Annotated in this window: 26 protein-coding genes; 11 read left to right on the top strand and 15 right to left on the bottom strand. The window is 69.0% G+C overall.

Going from position 1 to position 21426, the window contains the following annotated elements:
• The first annotated feature begins 7 nt into the window (after positions 1–7).
• Complete coding sequence (locus KIT89_RS11130; protein ID WP_297601594.1) at positions 8–907, top strand: carbohydrate kinase family protein; 900 nt, start codon at positions 8–10, stop codon at positions 905–907.
• On the opposite strand, the gene KIT89_RS11135 is transcribed toward KIT89_RS11130, so the two are convergent.
• The 6 genes from KIT89_RS11135 to upp form a co-directional block, all read right to left on the bottom strand.
• Complete coding sequence (locus tag KIT89_RS11135; RefSeq protein ID WP_297601597.1) at positions 879–1778, bottom strand: EamA family transporter; 900 nt, start codon at positions 1776–1778, stop codon at positions 879–881. The genes KIT89_RS11130 and KIT89_RS11135 overlap by 29 nt on opposite strands.
• A gap of 85 nt (positions 1779–1863) precedes the next feature.
• A complete protein-coding gene (locus KIT89_RS11140) occupies positions 1864–2238 on the bottom strand; it encodes a hypothetical protein (RefSeq protein WP_297601600.1) in 375 nt (124 codons plus the stop codon).
• 96 nt (positions 2239–2334) lie between these two features.
• Entirely contained in the window at positions 2335–3693 is a 1359-nt protein-coding gene (locus KIT89_RS11145) for a deoxyribodipyrimidine photo-lyase (RefSeq protein WP_297601602.1), read from the bottom strand.
• A gap of 31 nt (positions 3694–3724) precedes the next feature.
• Complete coding sequence (locus tag KIT89_RS11150) at positions 3725–4153, bottom strand: MarR family transcriptional regulator (RefSeq protein WP_297601605.1); 429 nt, start codon at positions 4151–4153, stop codon at positions 3725–3727.
• A gap of 252 nt (positions 4154–4405) precedes the next feature.
• Positions 4406–5119 (bottom strand): winged helix-turn-helix domain-containing protein, encoded by a 714-nt coding sequence (locus tag KIT89_RS11155; protein ID WP_297601608.1) that lies wholly within the window; start codon positions 5117–5119, stop codon positions 4406–4408.
• 344 nt (positions 5120–5463) lie between these two features.
• On the bottom strand, positions 5464–6099 hold the full coding sequence (upp, locus tag KIT89_RS11160) for a uracil phosphoribosyltransferase (RefSeq protein WP_297601609.1): 636 nt from the start codon (positions 6097–6099) through the stop codon (positions 5464–5466).
• Between the two features lie 26 nt (positions 6100–6125).
• Between upp and KIT89_RS11165 the strand changes: the two genes are divergently transcribed.
• On the top strand, positions 6126–6599 hold the full coding sequence (locus KIT89_RS11165) for a nucleoside deaminase (RefSeq protein WP_297601611.1): 474 nt from the start codon (positions 6126–6128) through the stop codon (positions 6597–6599).
• Between the two features lie 16 nt (positions 6600–6615).
• Here the strand turns inward: KIT89_RS11165 and KIT89_RS11170 are convergent, their stop codons facing one another.
• A complete protein-coding gene (locus KIT89_RS11170) occupies positions 6616–6975 on the bottom strand; it encodes a hypothetical protein (protein ID WP_297601613.1) in 360 nt (119 codons plus the stop codon).
• A gap of 2 nt (positions 6976–6977) precedes the next feature.
• Positions 6978–7268, bottom strand: coding sequence for a hypothetical protein (locus KIT89_RS11175; protein ID WP_297601615.1), 291 nt, complete (start codon positions 7266–7268; stop codon positions 6978–6980).
• 61 nt (positions 7269–7329) lie between these two features.
• Here KIT89_RS11175 and proC point away from each other — a divergent pair, with 61 nt between their 5' ends.
• Entirely contained in the window at positions 7330–8157 is an 828-nt protein-coding gene (gene proC, locus KIT89_RS11180; RefSeq protein WP_297601617.1) for a pyrroline-5-carboxylate reductase, read from the top strand.
• Between the two features lie 92 nt (positions 8158–8249).
• Positions 8250–8624, top strand: coding sequence for a hypothetical protein (locus KIT89_RS11185; protein WP_297601618.1), 375 nt, complete (start codon positions 8250–8252; stop codon positions 8622–8624).
• 20 nt (positions 8625–8644) lie between these two features.
• Here KIT89_RS11185 and KIT89_RS11190 read toward each other — a convergent pair whose 3' ends face one another.
• Positions 8645–9316, bottom strand: coding sequence for a TrkA family potassium uptake protein (locus KIT89_RS11190; protein WP_297601620.1), 672 nt, complete (start codon positions 9314–9316; stop codon positions 8645–8647).
• Positions 9309–10760 carry a TrkH family potassium uptake protein gene (locus tag KIT89_RS11195; protein WP_297601622.1) on the bottom strand — a complete coding sequence of 484 codons (1452 nt, stop codon included), beginning with the start codon at positions 10758–10760 and terminating at the stop codon, positions 9309–9311. Before KIT89_RS11195 ends, KIT89_RS11190 begins: the two co-directional genes overlap by 8 nt.
• 69 nt (positions 10761–10829) lie before the next feature.
• Between KIT89_RS11195 and KIT89_RS11200 the strand changes: the two genes are divergently transcribed.
• The 3 genes from KIT89_RS11200 (at position 10830) to KIT89_RS11210 (ending at position 11785) form a co-directional block, all read left to right on the top strand.
• Positions 10830–11315, top strand: coding sequence for a metalloregulator ArsR/SmtB family transcription factor (locus KIT89_RS11200; protein WP_297601624.1), 486 nt, complete (start codon positions 10830–10832; stop codon positions 11313–11315).
• A 106-nt stretch (positions 11316–11421) separates the two neighbouring features.
• The gene (locus tag KIT89_RS11205) at positions 11422–11616 is read left to right on the top strand and encodes a helix-turn-helix domain-containing protein (protein ID WP_297601626.1); all 195 of its coding nucleotides are present in this window, start codon (positions 11422–11424) and stop codon (positions 11614–11616) included.
• A 70-nt stretch (positions 11617–11686) separates the two neighbouring features.
• A complete protein-coding gene (locus tag KIT89_RS11210; RefSeq protein ID WP_003792170.1) occupies positions 11687–11785 on the top strand; it encodes an AURKAIP1/COX24 domain-containing protein in 99 nt (32 codons plus the stop codon).
• A 73-nt stretch (positions 11786–11858) separates the two neighbouring features.
• Here the strand turns inward: KIT89_RS11210 and KIT89_RS11215 are convergent, their stop codons facing one another.
• Positions 11859–12575: an HAD family phosphatase gene (locus KIT89_RS11215; RefSeq protein ID WP_297601628.1), complete on the bottom strand. Its 717-nt coding sequence runs from the start codon at positions 12573–12575 to the stop codon at positions 11859–11861.
• Between the two features lie 35 nt (positions 12576–12610).
• Here KIT89_RS11215 and KIT89_RS11220 point away from each other — a divergent pair, with 35 nt between their 5' ends.
• A complete protein-coding gene (locus KIT89_RS11220; RefSeq protein ID WP_297601630.1) occupies positions 12611–12865 on the top strand; it encodes a glutaredoxin family protein in 255 nt (84 codons plus the stop codon).
• Positions 12866–13588: an SOS response-associated peptidase gene (locus tag KIT89_RS11225; protein WP_297601632.1), complete on the top strand. Its 723-nt coding sequence runs from the start codon at positions 12866–12868 to the stop codon at positions 13586–13588.
• Here the strand turns inward: KIT89_RS11225 and KIT89_RS11230 are convergent.
• The gene (locus KIT89_RS11230; protein ID WP_297601635.1) at positions 13585–14097 is read right to left on the bottom strand and encodes a thermonuclease family protein; all 513 of its coding nucleotides are present in this window, start codon (positions 14095–14097) and stop codon (positions 13585–13587) included. The genes KIT89_RS11225 and KIT89_RS11230 overlap by 4 nt on opposite strands.
• Positions 14098–14172: 75 nt before the next feature.
• Between KIT89_RS11230 and KIT89_RS11235 the strand changes: the two genes are divergently transcribed.
• Complete coding sequence (locus KIT89_RS11235) at positions 14173–14685, top strand: hypothetical protein (protein WP_297601637.1); 513 nt, start codon at positions 14173–14175, stop codon at positions 14683–14685.
• A gap of 6 nt (positions 14686–14691) precedes the next feature.
• On the opposite strand, the gene KIT89_RS11240 is transcribed toward KIT89_RS11235, so the two are convergent.
• From KIT89_RS11240 to KIT89_RS11250, 3 genes are read right to left on the bottom strand one after another with little or no spacing between them, the layout of a single operon-like run.
• Positions 14692–15483 carry a DNA-formamidopyrimidine glycosylase family protein gene (locus tag KIT89_RS11240; protein ID WP_297601639.1) on the bottom strand — a complete coding sequence of 264 codons (792 nt, stop codon included), beginning with the start codon at positions 15481–15483 and terminating at the stop codon, positions 14692–14694.
• Positions 15484–15493: 10 nt separating this feature from the next.
• Positions 15494–20077 carry an ATP-dependent helicase gene (locus KIT89_RS11245; RefSeq protein WP_297601641.1) on the bottom strand — a complete coding sequence of 1528 codons (4584 nt, stop codon included), beginning with the start codon at positions 20075–20077 and terminating at the stop codon, positions 15494–15496.
• A gap of 35 nt (positions 20078–20112) precedes the next feature.
• Complete coding sequence (locus KIT89_RS11250; protein WP_297601644.1) at positions 20113–20748, bottom strand: alpha/beta hydrolase-fold protein; 636 nt, start codon at positions 20746–20748, stop codon at positions 20113–20115.
• Between the two features lie 55 nt (positions 20749–20803).
• On the opposite strand from KIT89_RS11250, the gene KIT89_RS11255 reads away from it, so the two are divergent.
• A complete protein-coding gene (locus KIT89_RS11255; RefSeq protein ID WP_297601647.1) occupies positions 20804–21346 on the top strand; it encodes an NUDIX hydrolase family protein in 543 nt (180 codons plus the stop codon).
• Positions 21347–21426: the final 80 nt, after the last annotated feature.

The raw sequence follows: 21426 nt of genomic DNA on the forward strand, positions 1-21426 counted from the left end.
GCGCGACATGACCGGGTCGAGGGTTGTCGTCGTCGGTGACGTCATCGACGACATCATCGTGGTGCCGGCAGGGCCGATTCGCCCCGATACCGATACGACAGCCCGCATCTCACGTCATGCGGGCGGTTCTGCCGCGAACACCGCGGCGTGGATGTCGAGCCTCGGCGTCGACGTCGATTTCGTCGGCTGCGTGGGGGCTGGCGATCGAGAGCGGCACTCGGCCGCGCTGCGAGCGCACGGAGTCACCGCGCACCTGAGCGAAGACTCCGAGCTCGTCACCGGAACGATCGTGATCATCGTCGATGGCGAGCAGCGCACGATGCTGACCGATCGCGGAGCCAACTCGAGCCTCGGCGTTGCGCAGGTGACCGACGAGCTGCTGGCGAACGCCGGGGTGCTGCACCTCACCGGCTACAGCCTCGTCGACTCGTTCACCGCCGACGAGCTGTCGACGCTCATCGAGCGGGCGCACGCGCACGCCGTGCTCGTGACGCTCGACCCCGGCTCGGTCGGCTTCATCGACGACTACGGAGCCGACGCCTTTCGCGACGCGATTCGCGGCATCGACGTTCTGCTGCCCAACCACGACGAGGGTCGGCTGCTCGCCGGCGTCACCGACACCGCCGTCGATGGCACCGAGGCGATGCTGATCTCGCTGCTCGACCTGGCGCCCGCCGTCGTGCTCACTCACGGTGCAGGCACCGTTGCCGTCGCTCGACGAGACCGCGGAGTCGAGAGAGTCGACGTGCACCCGGTCGAGGTCGTCGACCCGACCGGGGCCGGCGACGCCTTCACCGCAGGGCTGATCTCGGCGCTGCTCACCGGCGTCGATCTCGTCGAGGCTGCAGCCGCCGGCGTTCGCGTGGCGGCAGTCGCCGTCACCCGGGCGGGGGCTCGACCGGCCTGACGGCAGCAGACGGCGCCGAGGTCGCGACTGCCCCCGCGCAGGCGATGACGACCGCGGCGATCGCGACGAGCTGCAGCACGCCGAGCGCCTGCCCGAGCACGAGCAGCCCGGCCAGGGCGGCCACGGCGGGCCCGAGGCTCGAGATCACGCCGAACACGCGCGTCGGCATGCGCTTGAGGGCGAGAAATTCCAGAGCGTACGGCAGGGCAGAGGTCATGACGGCGATGCCCGCGAATGCGACGAGCAGCATCGGGTCGATGACGACGGCCTGCACCGCGGGAGCGACTCCGATCGGCACGACCATGATGGCCGCGATGACCATCGAGACGGCGATCGCGTCGACGCCCCGCACTCGGGGCCCCAATCGCGCCGAGGCGATGATGTAGAGCGCCCAGAACACCGCCGCGCCGAGGGCTGCGATGACACCGTAGGCCTCGAGCGCTCCCTGCTCGTCGAGGCCGAGGGCGACCACTCCGAGCGCGGCGAGGGCGACCCACACGAGGTCGCGCCAGCGTCGGGTTGCGGCGACGGCGACGGCGAGCGGGCCGAGAAGCTCGATCGTCACGGCGACACCGATCGGGATGCTCGCGATGGCCTGATAGATGAGCACGTTCATTCCGGCGAGGGCGAGGCCGAGCATCCCGACCCAGAGCCAGGTGCGGCGGGGCCACTCGCGCACGCGCGGCCTGATGACGATGAGCAGCAGGGCCGCGGCGAGCGCGAGGCGCAGGGCCGCCGCCCCGAGTGGGCCCACCTGCTCGAAGAACGAGCCGGCGATGGCGTTGCCGAACTGCACCGACACGATGGCGAGCACGGCCAGCAGCGCGGGGGCGGGCGCGGCGCGAGCAGCGGGCGCGGGGGGCGAGGGCACGAAGGCGAGTATGCCGCACAAGACAATGCGCCCCGCGCGGTTCACGTGAAGAACCGCGCGGGGCGCATCGACCGCTGCGCGTGGCTCAGTCGACCGAGTCGACGCTCCACGGGCTGTCGACCGAGGCGGGCGACGCCGGCGAGGCGGGGCTCGGCGGGCTCGGCGGCGACGGCGGCGACGGAGGCGAATCGACCGAGACGGGCGAGTTGCTCACCGGTGACTGCGGGCTGTTCGAGCTCGACGGGCTGGGCGTCATGATGCTGTCGCTCGACACGCTGAACGCGATCGCGTTGCCCTTCGCATCGCTCGCCGACTCGCCGACCGAGATGCCGGGCACAGAGAGGTTCGTCGATCCGGCGACGAGAGGCAGAGCGTTGGCGGTCGAGACGGCGCCGGCGGCCATCACGCCGATGCTGAGCGCGGAGGCGGCGCCGATGGCGATCCAGTTCTTCGTTTCCATGAGGAGTCCTTTCGTGGTGCGGTGATGCCACTCTCGCTGCCCTGCATGAGACGACCAGGAGGAACGCATGAGACGACTCTCATGCTGCAGCGCACGTCAGGGGGACTTCGCCGCCTTCACCGCGTCGTAGGCGGCGAGCGCCTCGGTGCGCGAGGCGGCGAGGTCGACGATCGGCGTCGGGTAGTCGGGGCTGTCGATCTCGGGCACCCAGCGCCTGACGTACTCGCTCTCGGGGTCGAACTTCTGCGCCTGCAGCATGGGGTTGAAGACGCGAAAGTAGGGGGCGGCATCGGCGCCAGAACCCGCCACCCATTGCCAGCTGGCCGCATTGCTGGCCTCGTCGGCATCGACCAGGGTGTCCCAGAACCACGCTTCGCCCACCCGCCAGTCGACGAGCAGGTTCTTCGTCAAGAACGAGGCGACGATCATGCGCACCCGATTGTGCATCCAGCCACTCGACCAGAGCTCGCGCATGCCGGCGTCGACCATCGGCACGCCCGTGCGGCCCTGCTGCCATGCCGCGAGGTGCTCAGGCTCGGTGTCTCCCCACGGAAAAGCATCGAACTCGGGCCGGTAGTTCGCCGTCGCGAGGTCTGGTCTGGCGAACAGGATCGTGTACGAGAACTCGCGCCAGCCGATCTCGCTGAGAAACTTCGCACGGTTCGCCTGCGCCTCGGGGGCGAGGGGCTCGTGCAGGCGCGACCATACCTGGTGCGGGCTCACCTCGCCGAACCGCAAGTGCGGGCTCAGGCGGCTCGTGGCCTCGAGCGCGGGCTCGTCTCGTCGGTGGTAGAGAGCCAGTCCGTGCTCGACGAACTGCTCGAGTCGATCGTGCGCACCCTCGCTGCCGGGCACCCACGACGCGCGAAGCCCTTCAGCCCAGTCGGGGCGCGTGGGCAGCAGACCCCAGTCGTCGAGCGCATCGCCGTCGACCGCGAGACCCTCGATCGACGCGGGGGTCGGCAGCGGCGGTCGTGGGTCGCCCGTCGCGAGGCACGCGCGCCAGAACGGCGTGAAGACCCGGTAGGGCTCGCCCGAGCCTGAGGTGATGCGCCAGGGCTCGTAGAGCAGCGAGGCGCCGAAGCTCGAGACCACGAGCCCCAAGTCGGTGAGGCGCGACTTGAGCGCAGCATCCACGTCGCGCACAGCGCCGTACCGGCGGTTCCAGAACACGGCCGTCGCACCGGTCTCGGCGACGAGCGACGGGATGACCGTGCCGGCTGCTCCGCGACGCAGCGTCAGGCTCGCACCCAGATCGGCGAGGTCGTCGGCGAGCGCGCTCAGGCTGCCGTGCAACCACCAGCGACTGGCACCACCCAGCGGGCGAGACCCCGGCGACTCTTCGTCGAGCAGGTAGACCACGACGACACGGCCTCCGCGCTCGATCGCCGCGGTGAGTGCCGGGTTGTCGGCCACCCGCAAGTCGTCGCGCAGCCAGACGATGCTCGAGTTCATGCCAGCCACGGTATGGCCGCGACCTGAGTGTTCAGTCGCGCAGGCGCCGGCAGAGCACCGTCAGCTGCTCGAGCTCGTCGGCGGACAGTCGAGTGCCCACGCGTCGCGCGATCGCGTCGGCGTGCGCGACGGCCACGCGCTTGAAGAGCTCGTAGCCTTCTGGCCGCAGCGCGACGATCGTGCCTCTCGCGTCGGTCGCGTCTGGCAGCTTGTCGACGAGCTGGCGGGCCGCGAGCCGATCGATGAGTCGACTGACGCTGGGCTGGCTCAGCAGCAGGTGCGGAATGAGGTCTCGAATGCGCAGGCGCCGTTCGGGCGCACGCGAGAGGTTGAAGAGAACGTCGTACTCGGTGAACGAGATCTCGTTCGTCGGAAACTCGGCGCTCAGCGTGCGCAGCACCGACACCTGGGCGCGAAACAGCGCCTCCCAGGCGTCGACCGCCAGAGCCTTCTCCGTCATGCGATAACTCTAAACGCGGGGTGAGCATGCATCGGCATCACCTCGCTATGGCACAAGTAAGGGCCGGTCACCGAGGCGAGCGACCGGCCCTTTTCCCTTGCACCAAGAGTGTCCTGCAATCACATTCCGCGTCTTCCGCCACAGCAAACGGTTGACGCTCTTGAAAGATATAACGAAAAGGTAACGCTGTCTAGTTATCAATCCGTTATTTTTCAGATTCTTCTGGAGGGGCCGCCAGATGCCCGCGAGGGCCTAGAAGAAGTCGGGGCTCGGCGTCGACGCGTAGCGGATCGACACGTCGGCGTGACGGTCGAAACGGTACCCGGCACCGCGCACCGTGCGCACGATGTCGTCATAGCCGCCGAGCTTCGAGCGCAAGCGGCGCACGTGCACATCGATCGTGCGCTCGTTGGGCACATCGTCGCCCTCGACGGCGTCGGCCCAGAGCGCCGAGATGATCTCGGTGCGCTCGATCGTGCGCCCTTCGCGCAGCACGAGATACTGCAGCAGCTCGAACTCTTTGTAGGTGAGCGAGGCATTCACGCTGTCGAGCAGCACCCTCTTGCGCGAGATGTCGATGACGACGCCCGGCACGATCTTCTCGGCGGGTGCATCGTCGGTGCGGCGGTAGCGCGCGAGGGCCGTGGGGTCTTGCAGGGCGAGCCGCACGACGTCGACGTCACGGCCGCCAGCGCCGGCGGGAGCCAAGGCGACGGCGGCGTGCGTCTCAGCGCCGGGGGCCAGTTCGGTCGTGAGCCGCTTGAGCTCGGTGACGAGCCGGCCGAGGTCGATGCCGGCGGCGGCGGCCTTCGCCTCGTCGAGTCCGACGTAGAGCACGAACCCTCTGGCCTCGGTGCCCTCGGGCACGGCGCGCAACCGAGGAGCCGGCTGCGGTGCGGGTTCTGCACGAGGAGTGACGGGCTGCGGTGCGGTGCGAGTTTCGGGGGCAAGAGCTGCGAGAGACATGGTCGAGACGCTTTCTGCAGAGTCGAACGGCTCGCCGTTCGAGTCGGCGGCGTTCGCGCGAGAGGGAGTGCTGGTGTGCGCATCGTGAGCCAGAGCATCCGGCCCCGATGGGGAGAGGCCGTGGTCGTCGCGGTCGCTCATCGTCAGGCGACAGGGCGGCGAGTCAACGGCACTCGGGCGGGCAGCGAGCTGATCAGGCGCACATTCGACAGCGCGCGTCAACGCCCACCGGCATCATCATGCCAGCGGTCTCCGAGGCCTCGAGGGCGGTCAGGAGCTTCGCGGTGACGGTCATGCGGCTCAGTATCGCTGAGCGCGGCGCAGACCGTCAAGTCAGGCGGAGCCTACGAGACGGTGCCGTAGAGGCGATCGCCGGCGTCGCCGAGGCCCGGAACGATGTAGCCCTTCTCGTTGAGCTTCTCGTCGAGGGCGCCCAGCACGATCGTCACATCGCGGCCCTCTGTCGCCTTCTCGATCATCGCCAGACCTTCGGGGGCGCCCAAGATGCACACCGCGGTGACGTCGACAGCACCGCGCTCGAAGAGGTACTCGATGGCCGACAGCAACGAGCCGCCGGTGGCGAGCATCGGGTCGAGCACGAAGCACTGCCGATTCGACAGGTCGTCGGGCAGGCGCTCGGCATACACGCTCGGCTCGAGGGTGTCGTGGTCGCGCACCATGCCCAAGAAGCCCACCTCGGCGCTCGGCACGAGCTTCACCATTCCCTCGAGCATGCCGAGGCCCGCGCGCAGAATCGGCACGATCAGGGGGCGGGGTTCGCTGATGGCCAGGCCGGTCGTCTCGGCGACCGGAGTGGTGATGGTCACCTCGTGCGTGCGCACATGACGGGTGGCTTCATAGGCCAGCAGCGTCACGAGCTCTTCGGTGAGCGCACGGAAGGTCGGCGAGGGCGTCGAGGCATCCCTCAGCACCGTCAGCTTGTGGGTGATCAGAGGGTGGTCGGCTACGTGCACTCGCATAGGCTCACCGTATCGGAAGGGATGGCATGACCGCAGTGGCCGACAGCGACCGGCGCGCGATGCGTGAGGCGCTCGCCGAGGCGCGCGCGGCGCTCGCCACCGCCGATGTTCCGGTGGGCGCGATCGTGCTCGACGAGTCGGGCACCGTCATCGGCCGCGGCCGCAACGAGCGCGAGAAGCTGCACGACCCCACCGCCCACGCCGAAGTGGTCGCGTTGCGTGCGGCCGCGCGAGCGCGGGGCGACTGGCAGCTGACCGGATGCACGCTCGTGGTCACCCTCGAACCCTGCGTGCTCTGCGCGGGTGCGATACTCGCCGCGCGCATCGACCGCGTGGTGTTCGGCGCCTGGGACGACAAGGCGGGGGCGGCCGGCAGTGTGGTCGACCTGCTGCGCGAGCGGCGACTGCCCTTTCGCGTCGCCGAAGTCGTCGGTGGCGTCGATGATGTCGAGTGCGCGGCGCTGCTGCGCGAGTTCTTCGAGCAGCAGCGCCGCCTCTAGATCAGTCGATCGAGGGTCACCAGAAGACGGCGAGCACCACGTTGATGAGGGCGAGCCCGCCCGCGGCGTGGAAGAACTTCTTGATCGAACGGTCATTGCCGCTCTTGCGCGCGCGCAGCCAGCCGAGCAGCGCCGCGACGAACACGAGCAGGGCGAGCACGAGCTTCACGGCGATCTTCACGTGGTTCAGCTCGGCACCGCCCATCTCGGCGACGCCCACGAGCAGCAGCCCGGTGACGAGCTGCGTGATCGCTCCGCCGAAGACGGCGGCGATCGCGAAGTCGCTGTTCTTGCGCATCTGCAGCAAGAACGGGCCGACGATCGCGGCGAGTCCGATGAAGTGTCCGACGACGAGGGTCGAGTACACGTACTCCATGATCAATCTGCTCCTCTGATGACGAAGATGTCGGTGGGCGGGTTCGCGTCGCCGCGGGGCGCGGCGACTTCGGGTTCGAGCACGACGTCGACGAGCTCGGGCGCGGTGGCGCGCAGGTTGGTGCGCGCTGCGCTCATGATCATGACGACGTCAGAGACCGGAGTGGCGGGGCCGAAACCCACGCGGGCCGCGACGACGGTGGCGCCGTTCACGGTCGACAGCAGATCGACGGTGCCGACGCTCTGCACCCCGGGCGTCGTGAGCAGCACGTCACGGATGGTCGTTGCGAGCACGAGTGCCTCCTCCGCCGCCCGATGCCCGTGTGGCGGCTGTTCTCCAACCTACACTCGACTCATGAGCGAACAGTTGCCCCGCATCGCGATCCTCGGGTCTGGCTCGATGGGCGGGGCCATTCTCACCGGGCTTCGTCACCCCGACGTCGAGGTCGAGGGGGTGCGGGCGACGACGAGGTCTGACGCCTCAGCGGCCGCCTTGCGATCGCAGGGCATCGACGCTCGAGGCGTCGAGCACGACTCAGAGGCGAACACCTGGGCGGTGACGGATGCCCGCCTCGTGCTGCTCGCCGTCAAACCCGCGCAGATCACGAGTCTTCTGGCCGACATCGCCCCGAGTCTGCACCCTGAGGCGCTCGTGGTGAGCGTCGCCGCGGGCGTCACCACAGACGCCATGCAGGCCGTCGTGCCGAATGCAGTCGTCCGGGCCATGCCCAACACTCCCGCCCTCATCGGCCGGGGTGTCACGGGCATCAGCGGTGGCTCGCGAGCGACCGCCGCCGATCTCGCACTCGCCGACGACCTGTTTCGCACCGTCGGCACCGTGGTCGAACTGCCCGAGTCGCAGATCGACGCGCTCTCGACCATCAGCGGCTCTGGCCCCGCCTATGTGTTTCTGCTGATCGAAGAACTGACCCGTGCGGCTGAGGCGATGGGGTTCGAAGAAGACGTGGCGGCGCTGCTCGTGCAGCAGACCTTCACCGGTGCCGCCCTGCTGCTCGAGTCGACCAGCGACGACCCCGCCGAGCTTCGCCGCCGCGTCACGAGCCCGAGGGGCACGACCGAGCAGGCGATCGCCGTGCTGCAGGAGGCCCGGTTGTCTGAACTCTTCGGCCGGGCGGCCGATGCCGCTCTGCAACGAGCAAGGCAACTGGCCGCTGGCGCATAGACGGGGCATAGGCGGCGCATAGTCGGGCCGCGCACGGTGTGAACGGTGATTCGCGAACCTCCGCGACTCTTCGACCGCAAGGGAGCATCCCGATGACTGATCAGACCAGCCCCGCTGCCAGCGCTGACGACCCTGTCGCACCGGCACCGGCACCCGCACCCGCACCCGCAGCGCCGCCACGCGCGCGCGCCCCTCGCGCGCTCGCCATCACCGGCATCGCCGCGGCGGGAGCACTCGCACTCGGCCTCGCGTTCGCCGGCGGAGTCGGCGTCGGGCGCCTGCTGCCCGATCATCGCCCACCGATCTCTGTCGAGGTGCGCGGCCCCTTCGGCGGGCCGAGTGCTGAACGCTTCGACGATCGGCAGCAGCGCGGCGACGATCGCCAAAGCGAGCGGGCCGAGCGGCGAGAGCTGTTCGAACGCTGGCTCGAGCAGCAGCACGACCTTCCGGTCGACTCCGACGAGTAGCGCCGACGGCGTCGGCCGGTTCAGCTGTCGAGCGACGCGAACCGGTCGATGTCGGCCTCGGTGCCCGAGACGATGATGAGGTCGTGGTTCGACACGACCGTCTGCTCGGTCGCATAGGTGAAGGGCTTGCCAGGGCTCTTCACGCCGACGACGGTGATGTTGTACTTGGTGCGCACTTGCGACTCGGTGAGCGACAGACCGCGGATCGGCTTCGGCGGGTACATCTTGACCAGCACGAAGTCGTCGTCGAACTCGATGAAGTCGATCATGCGACCCGAGACGAGGTGCGCCACCCGCTCGCCCGCCTCGGCTTCGGGGTAGATCACGTGGTTGGCGCCGATGCGCGCCAAGATCTTGCCGTGCGACTGGCTGATCGCCTTCGACCAGATCTGCGGAATCTTGAGGTCGACGAGATTGGCGGTGATGAGCACGCTCGACTCGATCGATGAGCCGGTGGCCACGACCGCGATGCTGAACTCGTGGGCGCCGACCTGCCGCAGGGCGTCGATCGATCGAGCATCGGCCTGCACCGTGTGCGTGACGCGCTCTGCCCACTTCTGCACGAGGTTGGCGTCTTCATCGACGGCGAGCACTTCGCGGCCCAGCCGCTGCAGCTGACCGGCCGTGGCGGCACCGAACCGCCCGAGACCGATGACGAGCACGGGAGCGTCGTGGCGAATTCTCTCAACCAACGATGGGCCTCTCTTCTGCCCGCCGGAACAGTCGCCGGCGCTGACTTGCCGCGAGGGCCGCGGCGAGGGTCACTGTACCAACGCGACCCGCCCACATGGTGGCCGCGAGCACGTACTTCGCCGAGTCGGGCAGGTCGTTGCTCGTCAACCCGGTTGAGAGCCCGCACGTGGCGAAGGCAGAGATCACGTCGAAGAGCACCATGTCGAGCGGCGCTTTCGTGATGTGCAGAATGATGATCGACGCAGTGGCCACGATGGTGGCGCCCCACAGCACGATGCTGACGGCGAGGCGCAGAACGTCGTTCGGAATCCTGCGGTCGAACACTTCCATGTCGTCGACGCCCTTGGCCTCGGCGTAGGCGGCCAAGAAGAGCACCGCGAGGGTCGTCACCTTGATGCCGCCGGCCGTCGACGCCGAGCCGCCGCCGACGAACATGAGCATGTCGAGCACGAGCAGGGTCGAACCGTTCATCGCCCCGATGTCGATCGTGCTCAAGCCGCCTGAGCGGGTCATCACCGAGGTGAACACCGCGGTCATCGGTCGTACGGCGCCGTCCTGGGCGCCGAGCGTGTTGCTGTTGTTCCACTCGAGCAGCAGAATCGCGAAGGCCCCGAGCACGATCAGCGCCAGCGTGGTCACGAGCGTCAATCGGGCGTGGATGCTCAGCCGAACCCGCGACCGCGCCCAGCGCGCGAGCGCGAAGATGACCGGAAAACCGATGGCCCCGAGAAACACCGCGACGGCGAGCACTGTGAGCATCCACGGGTCAGCGGCGAACTGCTCCATTCCGTCGGCGAAGGGAACGAAGCCGGTGTTCGTGAAGGCCGAGAGCGAGATGTAGAAGCCCTGCCAGATCGCCGTCCAGACGTCGAACCCGGCGAGCAGCAGGCGGGGCACGACGAGAGCGGTGACGACGAGCTCGATGACGATGGCACTGAGCGCGACCGTGGCCAAGAGCGAGCCGATGTCGCCGAGCCGCACTGCCTGCGATTCAGACACCGGGCCGGCGTGGCCTCGAGCGGGGTTCGTGTCGCTCGCGGCGATGAGCTTGGCGCGCAAGCCGATGCGGCGCGCGACGACGAGGCCGAGAATGCTCGCCATCGTGAGTACGCCGATGCCGCCGATCTGCATCGCGAGCACGATGACGACGTTGCCGAAGACCGACCAGTGCGTCGCCATGTCGACGGTGACGAGCCCCGTCACGCAGATCGCTGAGACGGCGGTGAAGACGGCGTCGGCGAGCGGGGTGCCCGAGCCCTCGCCCGCGCGCGCGATCGGCAGCGTGAGCAAGAGCGTCGTGATCGTGATGAGCCCTGTGAAGACCACGATGGCGAAGCGAGCCGGCGACGCCGTGGCCGAGTCGGTGACCGTGCGCCACGCGCGCGCAAGCGGGTTGCTCGGCTCGTCGCGACGGTTGCCGCGGATGCGATTGCTCGTAGCCATCGACGCTCCTCACCGGCCCGCAGACCGCGTGCAATGGTACTCCCGGCCCAGGCTGACTAGCCTGTTGTCATGGCCGACATCTTTGACGTGATCGCCGACGTGACGCGACGCGAACTGCTGCAGCACCTGCTCGATGCCTCTTTGCGAGATGACGCGGGGCTCGGTGAGCTCAGCGTGAGCGAACTGGTCGAGCGCATGGACGCGACGCAGCCGACCGTGTCGAAGCATCTCAAAGTACTGCGCGACCATGGTCTCGTGACGGTGCGAGAAGAAGGTCAGCATCGCTACTACGCGGTCGACGCCGGCCCTCTCGAAGAAGTCGAAGACTGGGTCATCTCGTTCTTGAGCGCCGGGTTCGACCCGAACGACGACTCGACCTCGCCCGTCTTCGCAGCGTGGGCAGGAGCCGACGTGGCGAACGCCGGCAGCTCGGTCGGTCGGGCAGCGGCTGACGCGTCGCACCAGGCGCGCACTGTCATCCACGGGGCTCAAGAGAAGCTGCACGATGTGGGCGAGGCGGTCACCAAGCGCCTGCCGTGGAAGCGCGACGACTGAGGCCCCCGTTCGCGCGTCTTTACACCAGTCACACCAGCCCCTACCCTGAACGACAGGCACTCGCGCCACATGGCGCGGTGCGATGCCCAGGTGAAGGACACAGCCCATGACGAGAGATCTCTCAGACGTGCGGTTTCTCACGGTTGCCGAAGTCGCCGACATGATGCGCGTGTCGACGATGACGGTGTACCGCATGGTGCACGCCGGCGAGCTCCCCGCGATCCGCTTCGGGCGCAGCTTCCGCATTCCCGAGTCGGCCGTCGCCGCCGCCATCGAGACCCCCATCGCCGACGTCGGCTAGACTCTCGGGGTACACGACACGGTCCTGAACGGGCCGTTGATCCCGTTCAGTTGACGATCAGAGGTTTTTCATGGGTTCAGTGATCAAGAAGCGCCGCAAGCGGATGGCCAAGAAGAAGCACCGCAAGCTGCTGCGCAAGACGCGTCACCAGCGTCGCAACAAGAAGTAGGGCTACGCCCGCACGCCGAGGCGCTCGACCGAGAGGGTCGGGCGCCTTTTCGTGTGCCCAGGGGTCGAGATGCTCAGGGTCGATCGCGCATGATGGGCCAGTCGCGCGCCACGGCATGCCGAGCCAGTTCGGCGTCGGGGTTCACGACCTGCTGGTGGCCGACGAGCTCGAGCAGCGGAATGTCATTGCGCGAGTCGCTGTACGCCCAGCAGTCTGAGAGCCGAATTCCCTTCTCGCCCGCGAGCCGGGCGGCGGCGTCGGCCTTGTGGCCGCCGTGCATCACCGGGCCGAGCAGGGCACCGGTGAAGACGCCGTCGATGCTCTCGACTCGAGTGCCGAGAGCGCCGGTGAGACCGAGCCGCAGCGCGATGACGCTCGCGCAGGCCTCGGGGGTCGCGGTGATGAGCCACACCTCATGACCGTGAGCGATGTGGTCGCGAGCTCGGGCGACGACCTTCGGCAGCATGAGCGCGTGCAGGTAGGCGTCGTAGGTCTCGACGGCGAGCTCTTGCAGCTCTTGCTCGGTGTGGCCCGCGACGAGTTCGAGCGCGCGTTCTCGAGCGCTGAGCTGGTGGCGGTAGTTCTCGCCCACCGACTTGAACCTCGCCTGCTGCCACGCGAACCGTGAGAGATCTCGCCACGTCACATAGCCTCGGCGCCACGCGACACGAGCGAGGTGGTAGATGCTGGCGCCGTGCACGAGCGTGTTGTCGACGTCGAAGAACGCAATCACGCTGGGTGCGTCGCTCGGCCGCTGCGCTGCGCCGGCGTCGTTGTCTGGGGTGGACATCGTCTCCAGCATAGGTCGGTGTCTAGGGTGGTGGTGTGCCCGCTGCCATTGTCACTCTGCTGAGCAAGCCCGGCTGCCACTTGTGCGACGACGCGCGTGCGGTCGTGGCCGAGGTGGTGCGCGACTTTCCGAACGCCGAGCTGGTGGAGGCGAGCATTCTCGACGACGCCGAGCTGCACGCGCGGTACTGGGATGAGATTCCGGTCGTGCTCATCGACGATGTCGTGCACTGCATCTATCGTGTCGACCCAGGGCGACTGCGGGCGGCGCTCGCCGAAAGGGGCCACTAGATGTGCGGTCGATATGCCAACACGAAGAGCGGAGAAGAGCTCGGAGCCTACTTCGAGGCCGATGAGGTCGACGACGTGGCCATGCCTCCGAGCTGGAACATCGCGCCGACGCAGCAGGTGCCGGTGGTCGTCGATCGCGTGCCGAAAGACGAGCCAGATGCGATGCCGTCGCGGCTCGTCACGACGGCCCGCTGGTCGCTCGTGCCTCGATGGGCGACCGAACTGACCAGCAAGTACCCGACGTTCAACGCCCGCAGCGAGACGGTCACCGAGAAGAGCACGTTCAAGAATGCCGTGGTGCGCTCGCGCGCCATCCTGCCCGCCGACGGCTACTACGAGTGGCACACGGTCACCGGCGCCTCGGGCAAGCCCGTGAAGACCCCGCACTACATCACCGATCCCGAAGCGGGCGAGCTCGCCTTCGCGGGTCTCTACTCGTGGTGGCGGGCACCGGTGGCTGACGGTGCCGTGCCGGGGCCGTGGGTGCTGACTGCCACCATGCTGACTCGGGCTGCGCACGGGCCTGCGGCGAGCATCCACGATCGGTCACCCGTCATGCTGCCTCGTGAGGTGTGGGACGAATGGCTCGACCCCACCGTCGAGGGCGACCAGTCGCTCGTCGACATGATCGTTGCCGAGAGCGATTCGGTGCTCGAGCGCCTGCAGTTTCACGCGGTCGCGCCCCTGCGGGGCGATGGCCCAGAGCTGGTGGAACCCGTCTAGCAGGCGCTCCACAGCCCGAGGCCGGCATCGCGCGCCTGCCGCTCCAGTGCCCGCAGCTCGTTCCAGTGCCGGTCGTTCGGCTCGAACAGCACCGCCGTAGCGAATCCCTGTTCGACGAGCGCGGCGTTGATGAACACTCCATCGAGGGTGAACAGGTACATCAGTTCACGATCAAAACGGTCGCGACGGTCGACATCGTAGGTGAACGTCAGTTGAGAACCCTCCGGCGCGAGCTCGGCGATGGCCGCGCTGGCTTCGGGGCCGAAGCACTCGATGTCGGGATACACCTCGGGGGTGTCGATGCCGATGAGTCGCACGCGCACATCGTCGCCGTCGACCTCGAGCCGCAGCGTATCGCCATCGATGATCGAGGTGACGGTGCCGACTCCGTCGTGCTCCGAGGCCGTCGGAGAGGGCCCGAACGTGCTGCCCTGCTGGCACCCGCCGACCCCCGCAGTCAGGCCGATGATGAGGGCCGCTGAGCTGAGGCGGCGAGCGATCGGGGGCATGCTGTGAGGCTACCGGGCGACCGGCGATCGGGCGGGTGGCCGGCGTTAGGCTATGCCCGCGATGAAGGAGCGCTGATGGTCACGAAGAAGTCGAGCGACGTCGACCCGCGGTTTCCGCCCGTCTACCAGCGTGGTGGAGAGTCAGCGTTGCCGCCGGTCAATTCCGCTCCGCTCAGCACCCCTGAGCTCGACGACGCGCCGCTCGCTACCGGTGCCGCGGCCCGATTTGTCTCGAGAGATCGTGAACGGATGCCCTTCGCCACAGTCGCCGCGTCGGCAGTCGACCCGCAGGGCGACGGCCGGCACTTCGAGCTCGTCGTGGCCGGAAACCCGTGGTTGCGCGCACTGTGGGTCGTGGGTTCGGCGGCCACTGCTGTGGGCTTCGCCCTCACGTTCTATGCGGAGTTCGCATTCAGCGCTCCGCCGCCGGGGGGCATCTACGACCCGAGCTTCTACGTGGTTCCGCGCCTGGCCGAGGCGGTCTCGCTGCCGCTCGTCATCGCTGGAGTGGTGGCGCTCGTCGCCGCGACGACGCTGCGTTTAGTGGCGTGGCGCCCCAGCGGCACGTCGGCGATCGAGCGAGAGTAGCTCGACTCAGCGCTGACATTGGGGGCAGAACCAGGTGATGCGCTCGGTGAGTGCATCGTCTCCGAGCAGTCCGCGACGAATCCGCGTGCCGCAGCGGCGGCAGGGCCGACCGTCGCGGTGCGCCACCCAGAGCCGCTCGCCCCGCCGGGTATTGCCGGTGGTCGTGCGCTCGTCGCGGTCTCGATTGGCGCGGATGAGCCGCACGCCCAGGTCGAGCGCAGCCTCGACGTCGATCGCGCCCACGGGCGTCTCGGGCAGCACGCCGCGCAAGAACAGCAGCTCGTTGCGGTAGTCGTTGCCGAAACCGGCGACGGCGCGCTGGTCGAGCAGCGCGAGGCCAATAGGCCTCGCGGGGTTTGCCGTGAGCCGCCGCACCGCCTCGTCGCGATCGAAGTCGGGCGAGAGTGGGTCGGGCCCCAGGTGGCCGATGACCTCGTGCTCGGCGTCGTGCGCGAGGAGGTCGAGCTCGCCAAGCGCGAAGCCGACGGCTTGCCAGGGCGCGCCCTCGGTCGCGGTGGTCTCGAGCACCATACGCGCCTCGAACACGGGGCGACGCCAGCGCTCGCCGAGCCGCATGAGGTGCCAGGCGCCTTCCATCTTGAGGTGCGAGTGCACGGTGATGGGGCCGATGCGCATGAGCAGGTGTTTGCCGCGGGCGACCACCTCGTCGACGGCGTGGCCGCCCAGATCGGCGGTGGCGAAGCGCGGCACGCGCACGTCGCTGCGCAGCACCGTCTGCCCCGCGAGCGCGGCGTGCAGTCGCGCCGCTGCGCGGTGAACGGTGTCGCCTTCGGGCATCTCGTCCCCCTCAGATCCTGATGCGCATGCCTTGAGGCGTGGCGACGAAGCCTGCGGCCTGCAGGGCGTCGGCGAGGGGGGTGCCGAAGGCGCTCGCACCGTTCACCCGTTCGACCCGCAACGACCGCAGGCGAGCGCGCACGACACCCGCCAACTCGTGCGAGGCGGCGGCGAGCACCGCCGGTTCATCGGTGAAGGTCAGCACGCTCTTGCCGCCGCGCTCGAGATAGATCGCCAGGTGTCCGTCGACGAGCACCACGAGGGCTCCGGCTTTGCGCCCGGGTCGGTGCGCTGTCGCCCCAGCGGCCGCGTCGGGCAGGGTCGCGGGCCACGGAAGCGCCGCGCCGTAGGGGTTGGCAGGGTCGGTCGCGGCGAGCACGAGGGGCGACAGTGCTGGAGCCGCATCCGCGTCCCGTGAGAACGTGCGCACCCGGTCGACGGTCGCGGGCGTCGCGAACTGCGCCGCCCCGAGCCCTTCAACGACATAGCCGCGGCGCACTGAACCAGCCTCTTCCATGCGCGCGAGCACCGAGTAGGCCAGCGCGAAGCCGCCGCGCAAACCCTCTGCCTGCACGGCTCCGCGGGTCACGACGCCGTGCCGCTCGATCAATCGATCGACTGCCGCGGTCGTGCGGCGGGTCGCGTCGCTCTCGCGGTCGGGCAGCAGCGACCAACGGCCGGCGACGGTGGGCGGCCCCGATGCGGCGACGGATGCTGGGCGCGCGTACCCCCGGTAGGCACGCGAGCGGGGCGCAGGGCGGCGGGTGCTCGAGCCACCGCCCAGCGTTGCTCGCAGCGGCGCAAACGTGTCATTCGTAAGGTGCCCGGCCCAGACGAGTTGCCACAGTTCGTCGACGAGGCCTGCGTCGTCGGAGGCACCCTCGTCGGCGACCGCGCTCGCAAGCTGCCGAAAGAAGAAGCCGCCCCCGCCCGCGAGCGCGTCGAGAATGCGCTGCTGCCGAGCCGTGAGGTCGATGTCGTCGGGGTCGGTGAGGCTCAGGGGCGCGGTGCCTGCAAGGTGCAGGCTCACCCAGCCGTCGTTACCGGGCAGGCTGCCCGCCCCCGCCCAGATGACGTCGCCGCTCGCACACAGCTCGTCGAGCCACGCGGGGGAGTACTCGCGCACACGGCTCGGCAGCACGAGCGTCTCCCACGCGCTCGCTGCCAGCGCAGCCCCCTGCAACTGCTCGATGGCCTGCAGCACACCGTCGATGCCCTGCAGGCCGGGTCGGGGAGCCGACGAACTCGCCCCGGAACTCGCAGAACCAACGTTCTGCCACGACGGCAAGAATCTTCCCAGCGTGCCAGCGCTGACCGGCTCGATTTCGCGACGCAGGGCCGCGAGGCTGCGCGATCGCAAGCGGCGCAGCACCTCGGCATCGACCCATTCGGTGCCCGAGGCGCCCGGGCGAAACTCGCCCTCGATGATGCGCCGGTCGGCAGCGAGCCGGCGCAGGGCATCCGTCGCGACGGCGACACCAACCCCGTAGCGGCTCGCCGCATCGCTCGCGGCGAAGGGCGTGTGGGTGCGGGCATAGCGCGCCATGAGGTCGCCGATGGGGTCGGGCACGGGGTCGAGGAAGGCGCTCGGCACACCGTGCGGGATCGGAGTGCCGAGCGCATCGCGTAGCCGCGCGGCATCTTCGACCACGGCCCACCGGGCGTCGCCCGCGATCGTGGCCGCGAAGACCCGGTTGGTGCGGGCGAGTTGCTCGAGCGCCGCCGTCACGTCGACCTCGTCGAGAGTGCGGTCGTCGATCTCCGCGATGGTCAACGGCCCCAGGATGCGCAGCAGGTCGACGACCCCTTCGGCGTCACGCGCGCGGCGGTCGGGCGCGAGCCGCTGCAGCTCGGCCTCGGTCTGCTCGATGACGGCCGGGTCGAGCACTTCGCGCAGCTCGGCCCGGCCGAGCAGCTCGGCGAGCAGAGCCGGGTCGATGCTGAGGGCTGCTGCCCGACGCTCGGCGAGCGGGCTGTCCCCTTCGTAGAGAAACGCGGCGACGTAGCCGAACAGAAGGCTGCGCGCGAAGGGCGACGGCAGTTCGGTCTCGACCTCGATGATGCGGATGCTGCGCTGGGCGATGCTCGCGGCCACCTCGATGAGCGACGGCAGGTCGTAGACGTCGCTCAGCACCTCGCGCACGGTTTCGAGAATGATCGGAAAGTCAGGAAACTCCCGCGCAACTTCGAGCAGCTGGCTCGCCCGCTGGCGCTGCTGCCAGAGCGGACTGCGTCGACCGGGGTCGCGGCGCGGCAGCAGCAGGGCGCGCGCGGCACACTCCCTGAAGCGGGCCGCGAACACCGCAGAGCCCCCGACCTCGGCCGTCACGAGATCGTGTAGCTCGTCGGCCTCGAAGAGAAACAGCTCGGCACCCGGCGGCTGCGCATCAGTGTCGGGCAGCCGCACGACGATGCCGTCATCGGCCGCGACTGCGGCGCCGTCGTAGCCATAACGCTCACGGATGCGCGCCGTGATCGCGAGCGCCCACGGTGCGTACACGGCGAGGCCGTATGGCGAGTGCAGCACGACGCGCCAGTCTCCGAGCTCGTCGCGGAACCGCTCGATGATGAGCGTCTGCTCGCTCGGCACCTGCCCGGTGGCAGCTGCCTGCTCGGTCAGAAGCGCCTCGAGGTTGGCGATCGCGCGGTCGTCGAGGCCCGCGGCGGCGAGGCGCTCGCGGCGGGCATCCGTCGACGCGGTAGCGAGCTCACGAGTCGTGCGCCCGACCGCGCGGCCCAGCTCAGCGGGGCGGCCGAGGCCGTCGCCCTTCCAGAACGGCACCTTGCCGGGCTGGCCGTACGCGGGGGTCACGATGACCTGATCGTGCGTGATCTCCTGAATGCGCCAACTCGTCGTACCGAGCGCGAAGACGTCGCCGACGCGAGACTCGTAGACCATCTCTTCATCAAGCTCACCCACCCGCCGACCCGCGCCCTCGCCCGCGATGAAGACGCCGAACAGGCCGCGGTCAGGAATCGTGCCGCCGCTCGTCACCGCGAGCCGTTGCGCACCGGGTCGACCGGTGAGGGTGCCTGAGACGCGATCCCACTCGATGCGTGGGCGCAGTTCGCTGAACCGGTCGCTCGGGTAACGGCCGCTCAGCAGGTCGAGCACGGCGTCGAAGGCGCTGCGGGGCAGGGCTGCAAACGGTGCCGCTCGACGAACCAGGTCGAACCACTGCTCGACGTCGCACGGTTCGAGCGCCACGTGGGCGACCGTCTGCTGCGCGAGAATATCGAGCGGGTTTGCGAGCACGCGCAGCTCTTCGATCAGCCCGGCGGTCATCCGCTCGCTCGTCACCGTGGCGTGCAGCACGTCGAGCCGGTGCTTCGGCACGAGCACACCGCAGCTGATCTCGCCGACCTGGTGCCCGGCGCGCCCGACGCGCTGCAGGCCGCTCGCCACGCTCGGCGGCGCTTCGACCTGAATGACGAGGTCGACCGCCCCCATGTCGATGCCGAGTTCGAGGCTGCTCGTCGCGACGACGCAGCGCAGCCGCCCGGTCTTGAGAGCCTCTTCGATCTCACCGCGCTGCTCTTTGCTCACCGAGCCGTGGTGGGCGCGGGCAAGCAAGGGCTCGGCGCCGCCGGTGGAACCAGCTTGGGCCATCATCGCCGCCGGGATGCTCGCCTCGGGCAGCTCGCCGCCCATGCGCAGGGTGTAGATCTCGTTGAGCCGCGCGGTCAAACGCTCAGCAAGCCGACGCGAGTTCGCGAACACGATCGTCGAGCGGTGCTGCAGCACGCGGTCGACAATGCTCTCTTCGACGTGCGGCCAGATGGAGGGGGTCGGTGGGGCGCCCGACGTCTCGAACGCATCGTCGCCGCCGATCACGGGTGGTTGCGTCATGTCGTCGACCGGCACGACGACGCTGAGGTCGAACGTCTTGGCGGCGGGCGGCTGCACGATCGCGACGGGCCGCCCGCCGCCGAGAAAGCGAGCGACCTCGTCGGGTGGGCGCACGGTCGCCGAGAGCCCGATGCGCTGGGCAGGGTGGGGCAGTCGAGCGTCGAGCCGCTCGAGCGTGAGCGCCAGGTGCGCACCGCGCTTCGTGCCGGCGACGGCGTGCACCTCGTCGACGATGACGGTCGTCACGCCGTCGAGCGTCTCGCGCGCGCTCGCCGTGAGCATGAGATACAGGCTTTCGGGAGTCGTGATCAAGATGTCGGGGGGCGTCTTCTGCAGGGCTCGGCGCTCGGCGCTCGGGGTGTCGCCGCTGCGCACGCCCACAGTGATCGTCGGAGCGGTGCCGCCGAGCCGCAGCGCCGTCTGCGTGATGCCGATGAGCGGCGAGCGCAGGTTGCGCTCGACGTCGACGCCGAGCGCCTTGAGTGGGCTGATGTAGAGCACGCGCGTGCGGTGGCGCGGGTCGTCTGGCGGCGGCTCGGTCGCGAGCCGATCGATCGACCATAGGAAGGCCGCGAGTGTCTTGCCCGAGCCGGTCGGGGCGATCACCAGTGCGTTGCCGCCCGTTGAGATCGACTGCCATGCGCCAAGCTGCGCGGGCGTCGGGGCCGCGAAGGCCCCGCCGAACCACTCACGAGTGGCGGGCGCGAAGCGACCCAGCACGTCGTCGGGGGCTGGCGAGGTCATCCCCTCATTCTCGTCCCGCTCACTGACAGCCCGCCTCAGGGGTACTGCTCGCGCATGAAGGTGAGCACGTCGGCGAGCTCAGCCTCGCTGACCGCGTGCTCGAGCCCTTCGTAGATGCGTTCAGTGAGAGTCGCGTGGTGTGGCAGCCAACGTTGCGTGGCCGTCACGAATGAGTCGGGAATCACCGTGTCATGCGTGCCGCGCCCCCAAAACACCGGCGGAGCGAGTTCGCTCAGCCGGGCATCCGCCGGCGCTGGCCCTGGCACAACGAACCCCGCCAACGAGACGGCGAACGCGAATCGTTCGGGGGCGTGCCGCATGAGTTGGATGCTCATCGCACCGCCCTGCGAGAAACCCAGCAGCCCGACCGACGTCGCTTGCACGCTGTCAAGCCAGTGCAGCACTCCTCGCGCGGCAGCGTTGGCACCGTCGGATCTGCTCTCGTTGCTCGCGCCCTCAAGGTCGTACCAGGCGTAGCCGGGGCCCGCGCGCAGGGGAGCGCGCAGTGATGCGATGACGGGTTGCAGCGGCAGATGGGGTGCAAGCCCGAACAGGTCTCCTTCGTGCGAGCCATAACCGTGCAGCAGCACGAGCAAGGGTCGGTCGGCGCGCTCTGACTCTGGAGCCGACCACAGCACGGCGGTCTCGTCGATCAACTGCATTTCAGTCATGCCCTCCATCGTGTCAGGTGCCCCAGGTCACCGCCCGAACGGTGACAATGGAGCCATGGCTTCTGTGCGCACTCCCGACCCGAACCCGGGCTGGCTCTCTGACGAAGAGCTCGAGCAGATCCGTCAGCGCTTGCCGCTGGTCTATGTGGAGGCCGTGCCCGTTCGCGTCGACGGCATGGGGTCGGTGACCGAGGTCGGAGTGCTGCTGCGGGTGAACCCGGCGGGCAGCATGACGCGCACGCTCGTGAGCGGTCGCGTCATGCACGGTGAGACGTTGCGCGACGCCCTGTTTCGGCACTTGGAGAAAGACTTGGGGCCGATGGCGTTTCCGCAGCTGCCGCCGTCGCCGACCCCCTTCTCGGTGGCCGAGTACTTTCCGTTTCCGAGCCCAACGCGCTTCAGCGACGATCGGCAGCACGCCGTGGCGCTCGCGTATGTGGTGCCGGTGACGGGCACGTGCGAACCGCGACAGGATGCCCTCGAGCTCACTTGGATGACCCCCGACGAGGCAGCATCGCAGCGCGTCGCCGATGAGCTCGAGGGCGGTCGTGGAGCACTGCTGCGCGCTGGGCTCGCCTCGGTGGGCGTGCTGCCGTAGTCACGGGTCTCGACCTCGCCACGAGGCGAAAGTGAAACTCTTTGCCCCCCGAAGTGGGGCGCAAATGACCCCCTCGTGGG

The organism is Microcella sp. (assembly GCF_025808395.1).
GTDB lineage: Bacteria > Actinomycetota > Actinomycetes > Actinomycetales > Microbacteriaceae > Microcella.

Bases quoted from the DNA above. Each gene is read 5' to 3' on its own strand.
- KIT89_RS11130 (WP_297601594.1), top strand. From the start codon at position 8: ATGACCGGGTCGAGGGTTGTCGTCGTCGGTGACGTCATCGACGACATC.
- KIT89_RS11140 (WP_297601600.1), bottom strand. From the start codon at position 2,238: ATGGAAACGAAGAACTGGATCGCCATCGGCGCCGCCTCCGCGCTCAGC.
- KIT89_RS11145 (WP_297601602.1), bottom strand. From the start codon at position 3,693: ATGAACTCGAGCATCGTCTGGCTGCGCGACGACTTGCGGGTGGCCGAC.
- KIT89_RS11150 (WP_297601605.1), bottom strand. From the start codon at position 4,153: ATGACGGAGAAGGCTCTGGCGGTCGACGCCTGGGAGGCGCTGTTTCGC.
- KIT89_RS11155 (WP_297601608.1), bottom strand. From the start codon at position 5,119: ATGTCTCTCGCAGCTCTTGCCCCCGAAACTCGCACCGCACCGCAGCCC.
- upp (WP_297601609.1), bottom strand. From the start codon at position 6,099: ATGCGAGTGCACGTAGCCGACCACCCTCTGATCACCCACAAGCTGACG.
- KIT89_RS11165 (WP_297601611.1), top strand. From the start codon at position 6,126: ATGACCGCAGTGGCCGACAGCGACCGGCGCGCGATGCGTGAGGCGCTC.
- KIT89_RS11170 (WP_297601613.1), bottom strand. From the start codon at position 6,975: ATGGAGTACGTGTACTCGACCCTCGTCGTCGGACACTTCATCGGACTC.
- proC (WP_297601617.1), top strand. From the start codon at position 7,330: ATGAGCGAACAGTTGCCCCGCATCGCGATCCTCGGGTCTGGCTCGATG.
- KIT89_RS11185 (WP_297601618.1), top strand. From the start codon at position 8,250: ATGACTGATCAGACCAGCCCCGCTGCCAGCGCTGACGACCCTGTCGCA.
- KIT89_RS11195 (WP_297601622.1), bottom strand. From the start codon at position 10,760: ATGGCTACGAGCAATCGCATCCGCGGCAACCGTCGCGACGAGCCGAGC.
- KIT89_RS11200 (WP_297601624.1), top strand. From the start codon at position 10,830: ATGGCCGACATCTTTGACGTGATCGCCGACGTGACGCGACGCGAACTG.
- KIT89_RS11205 (WP_297601626.1), top strand. From the start codon at position 11,422: ATGACGAGAGATCTCTCAGACGTGCGGTTTCTCACGGTTGCCGAAGTC.
- KIT89_RS11210 (WP_003792170.1), top strand. From the start codon at position 11,687: ATGGGTTCAGTGATCAAGAAGCGCCGCAAGCGGATGGCCAAGAAGAAG.
- KIT89_RS11215 (WP_297601628.1), bottom strand. From the start codon at position 12,575: ATGTCCACCCCAGACAACGACGCCGGCGCAGCGCAGCGGCCGAGCGAC.
- KIT89_RS11225 (WP_297601632.1), top strand. From the start codon at position 12,866: ATGTGCGGTCGATATGCCAACACGAAGAGCGGAGAAGAGCTCGGAGCC.
- KIT89_RS11230 (WP_297601635.1), bottom strand. From the start codon at position 14,097: ATGCCCCCGATCGCTCGCCGCCTCAGCTCAGCGGCCCTCATCATCGGC.
- KIT89_RS11235 (WP_297601637.1), top strand. From the start codon at position 14,173: ATGGTCACGAAGAAGTCGAGCGACGTCGACCCGCGGTTTCCGCCCGTC.
- KIT89_RS11240 (WP_297601639.1), bottom strand. From the start codon at position 15,483: ATGCCCGAAGGCGACACCGTTCACCGCGCAGCGGCGCGACTGCACGCC.
- KIT89_RS11245 (WP_297601641.1), bottom strand. From the start codon at position 20,077: ATGACCTCGCCAGCCCCCGACGACGTGCTGGGTCGCTTCGCGCCCGCC.
- KIT89_RS11250 (WP_297601644.1), bottom strand. From the start codon at position 20,748: ATGACTGAAATGCAGTTGATCGACGAGACCGCCGTGCTGTGGTCGGCT.
- KIT89_RS11255 (WP_297601647.1), top strand. From the start codon at position 20,804: ATGGCTTCTGTGCGCACTCCCGACCCGAACCCGGGCTGGCTCTCTGAC.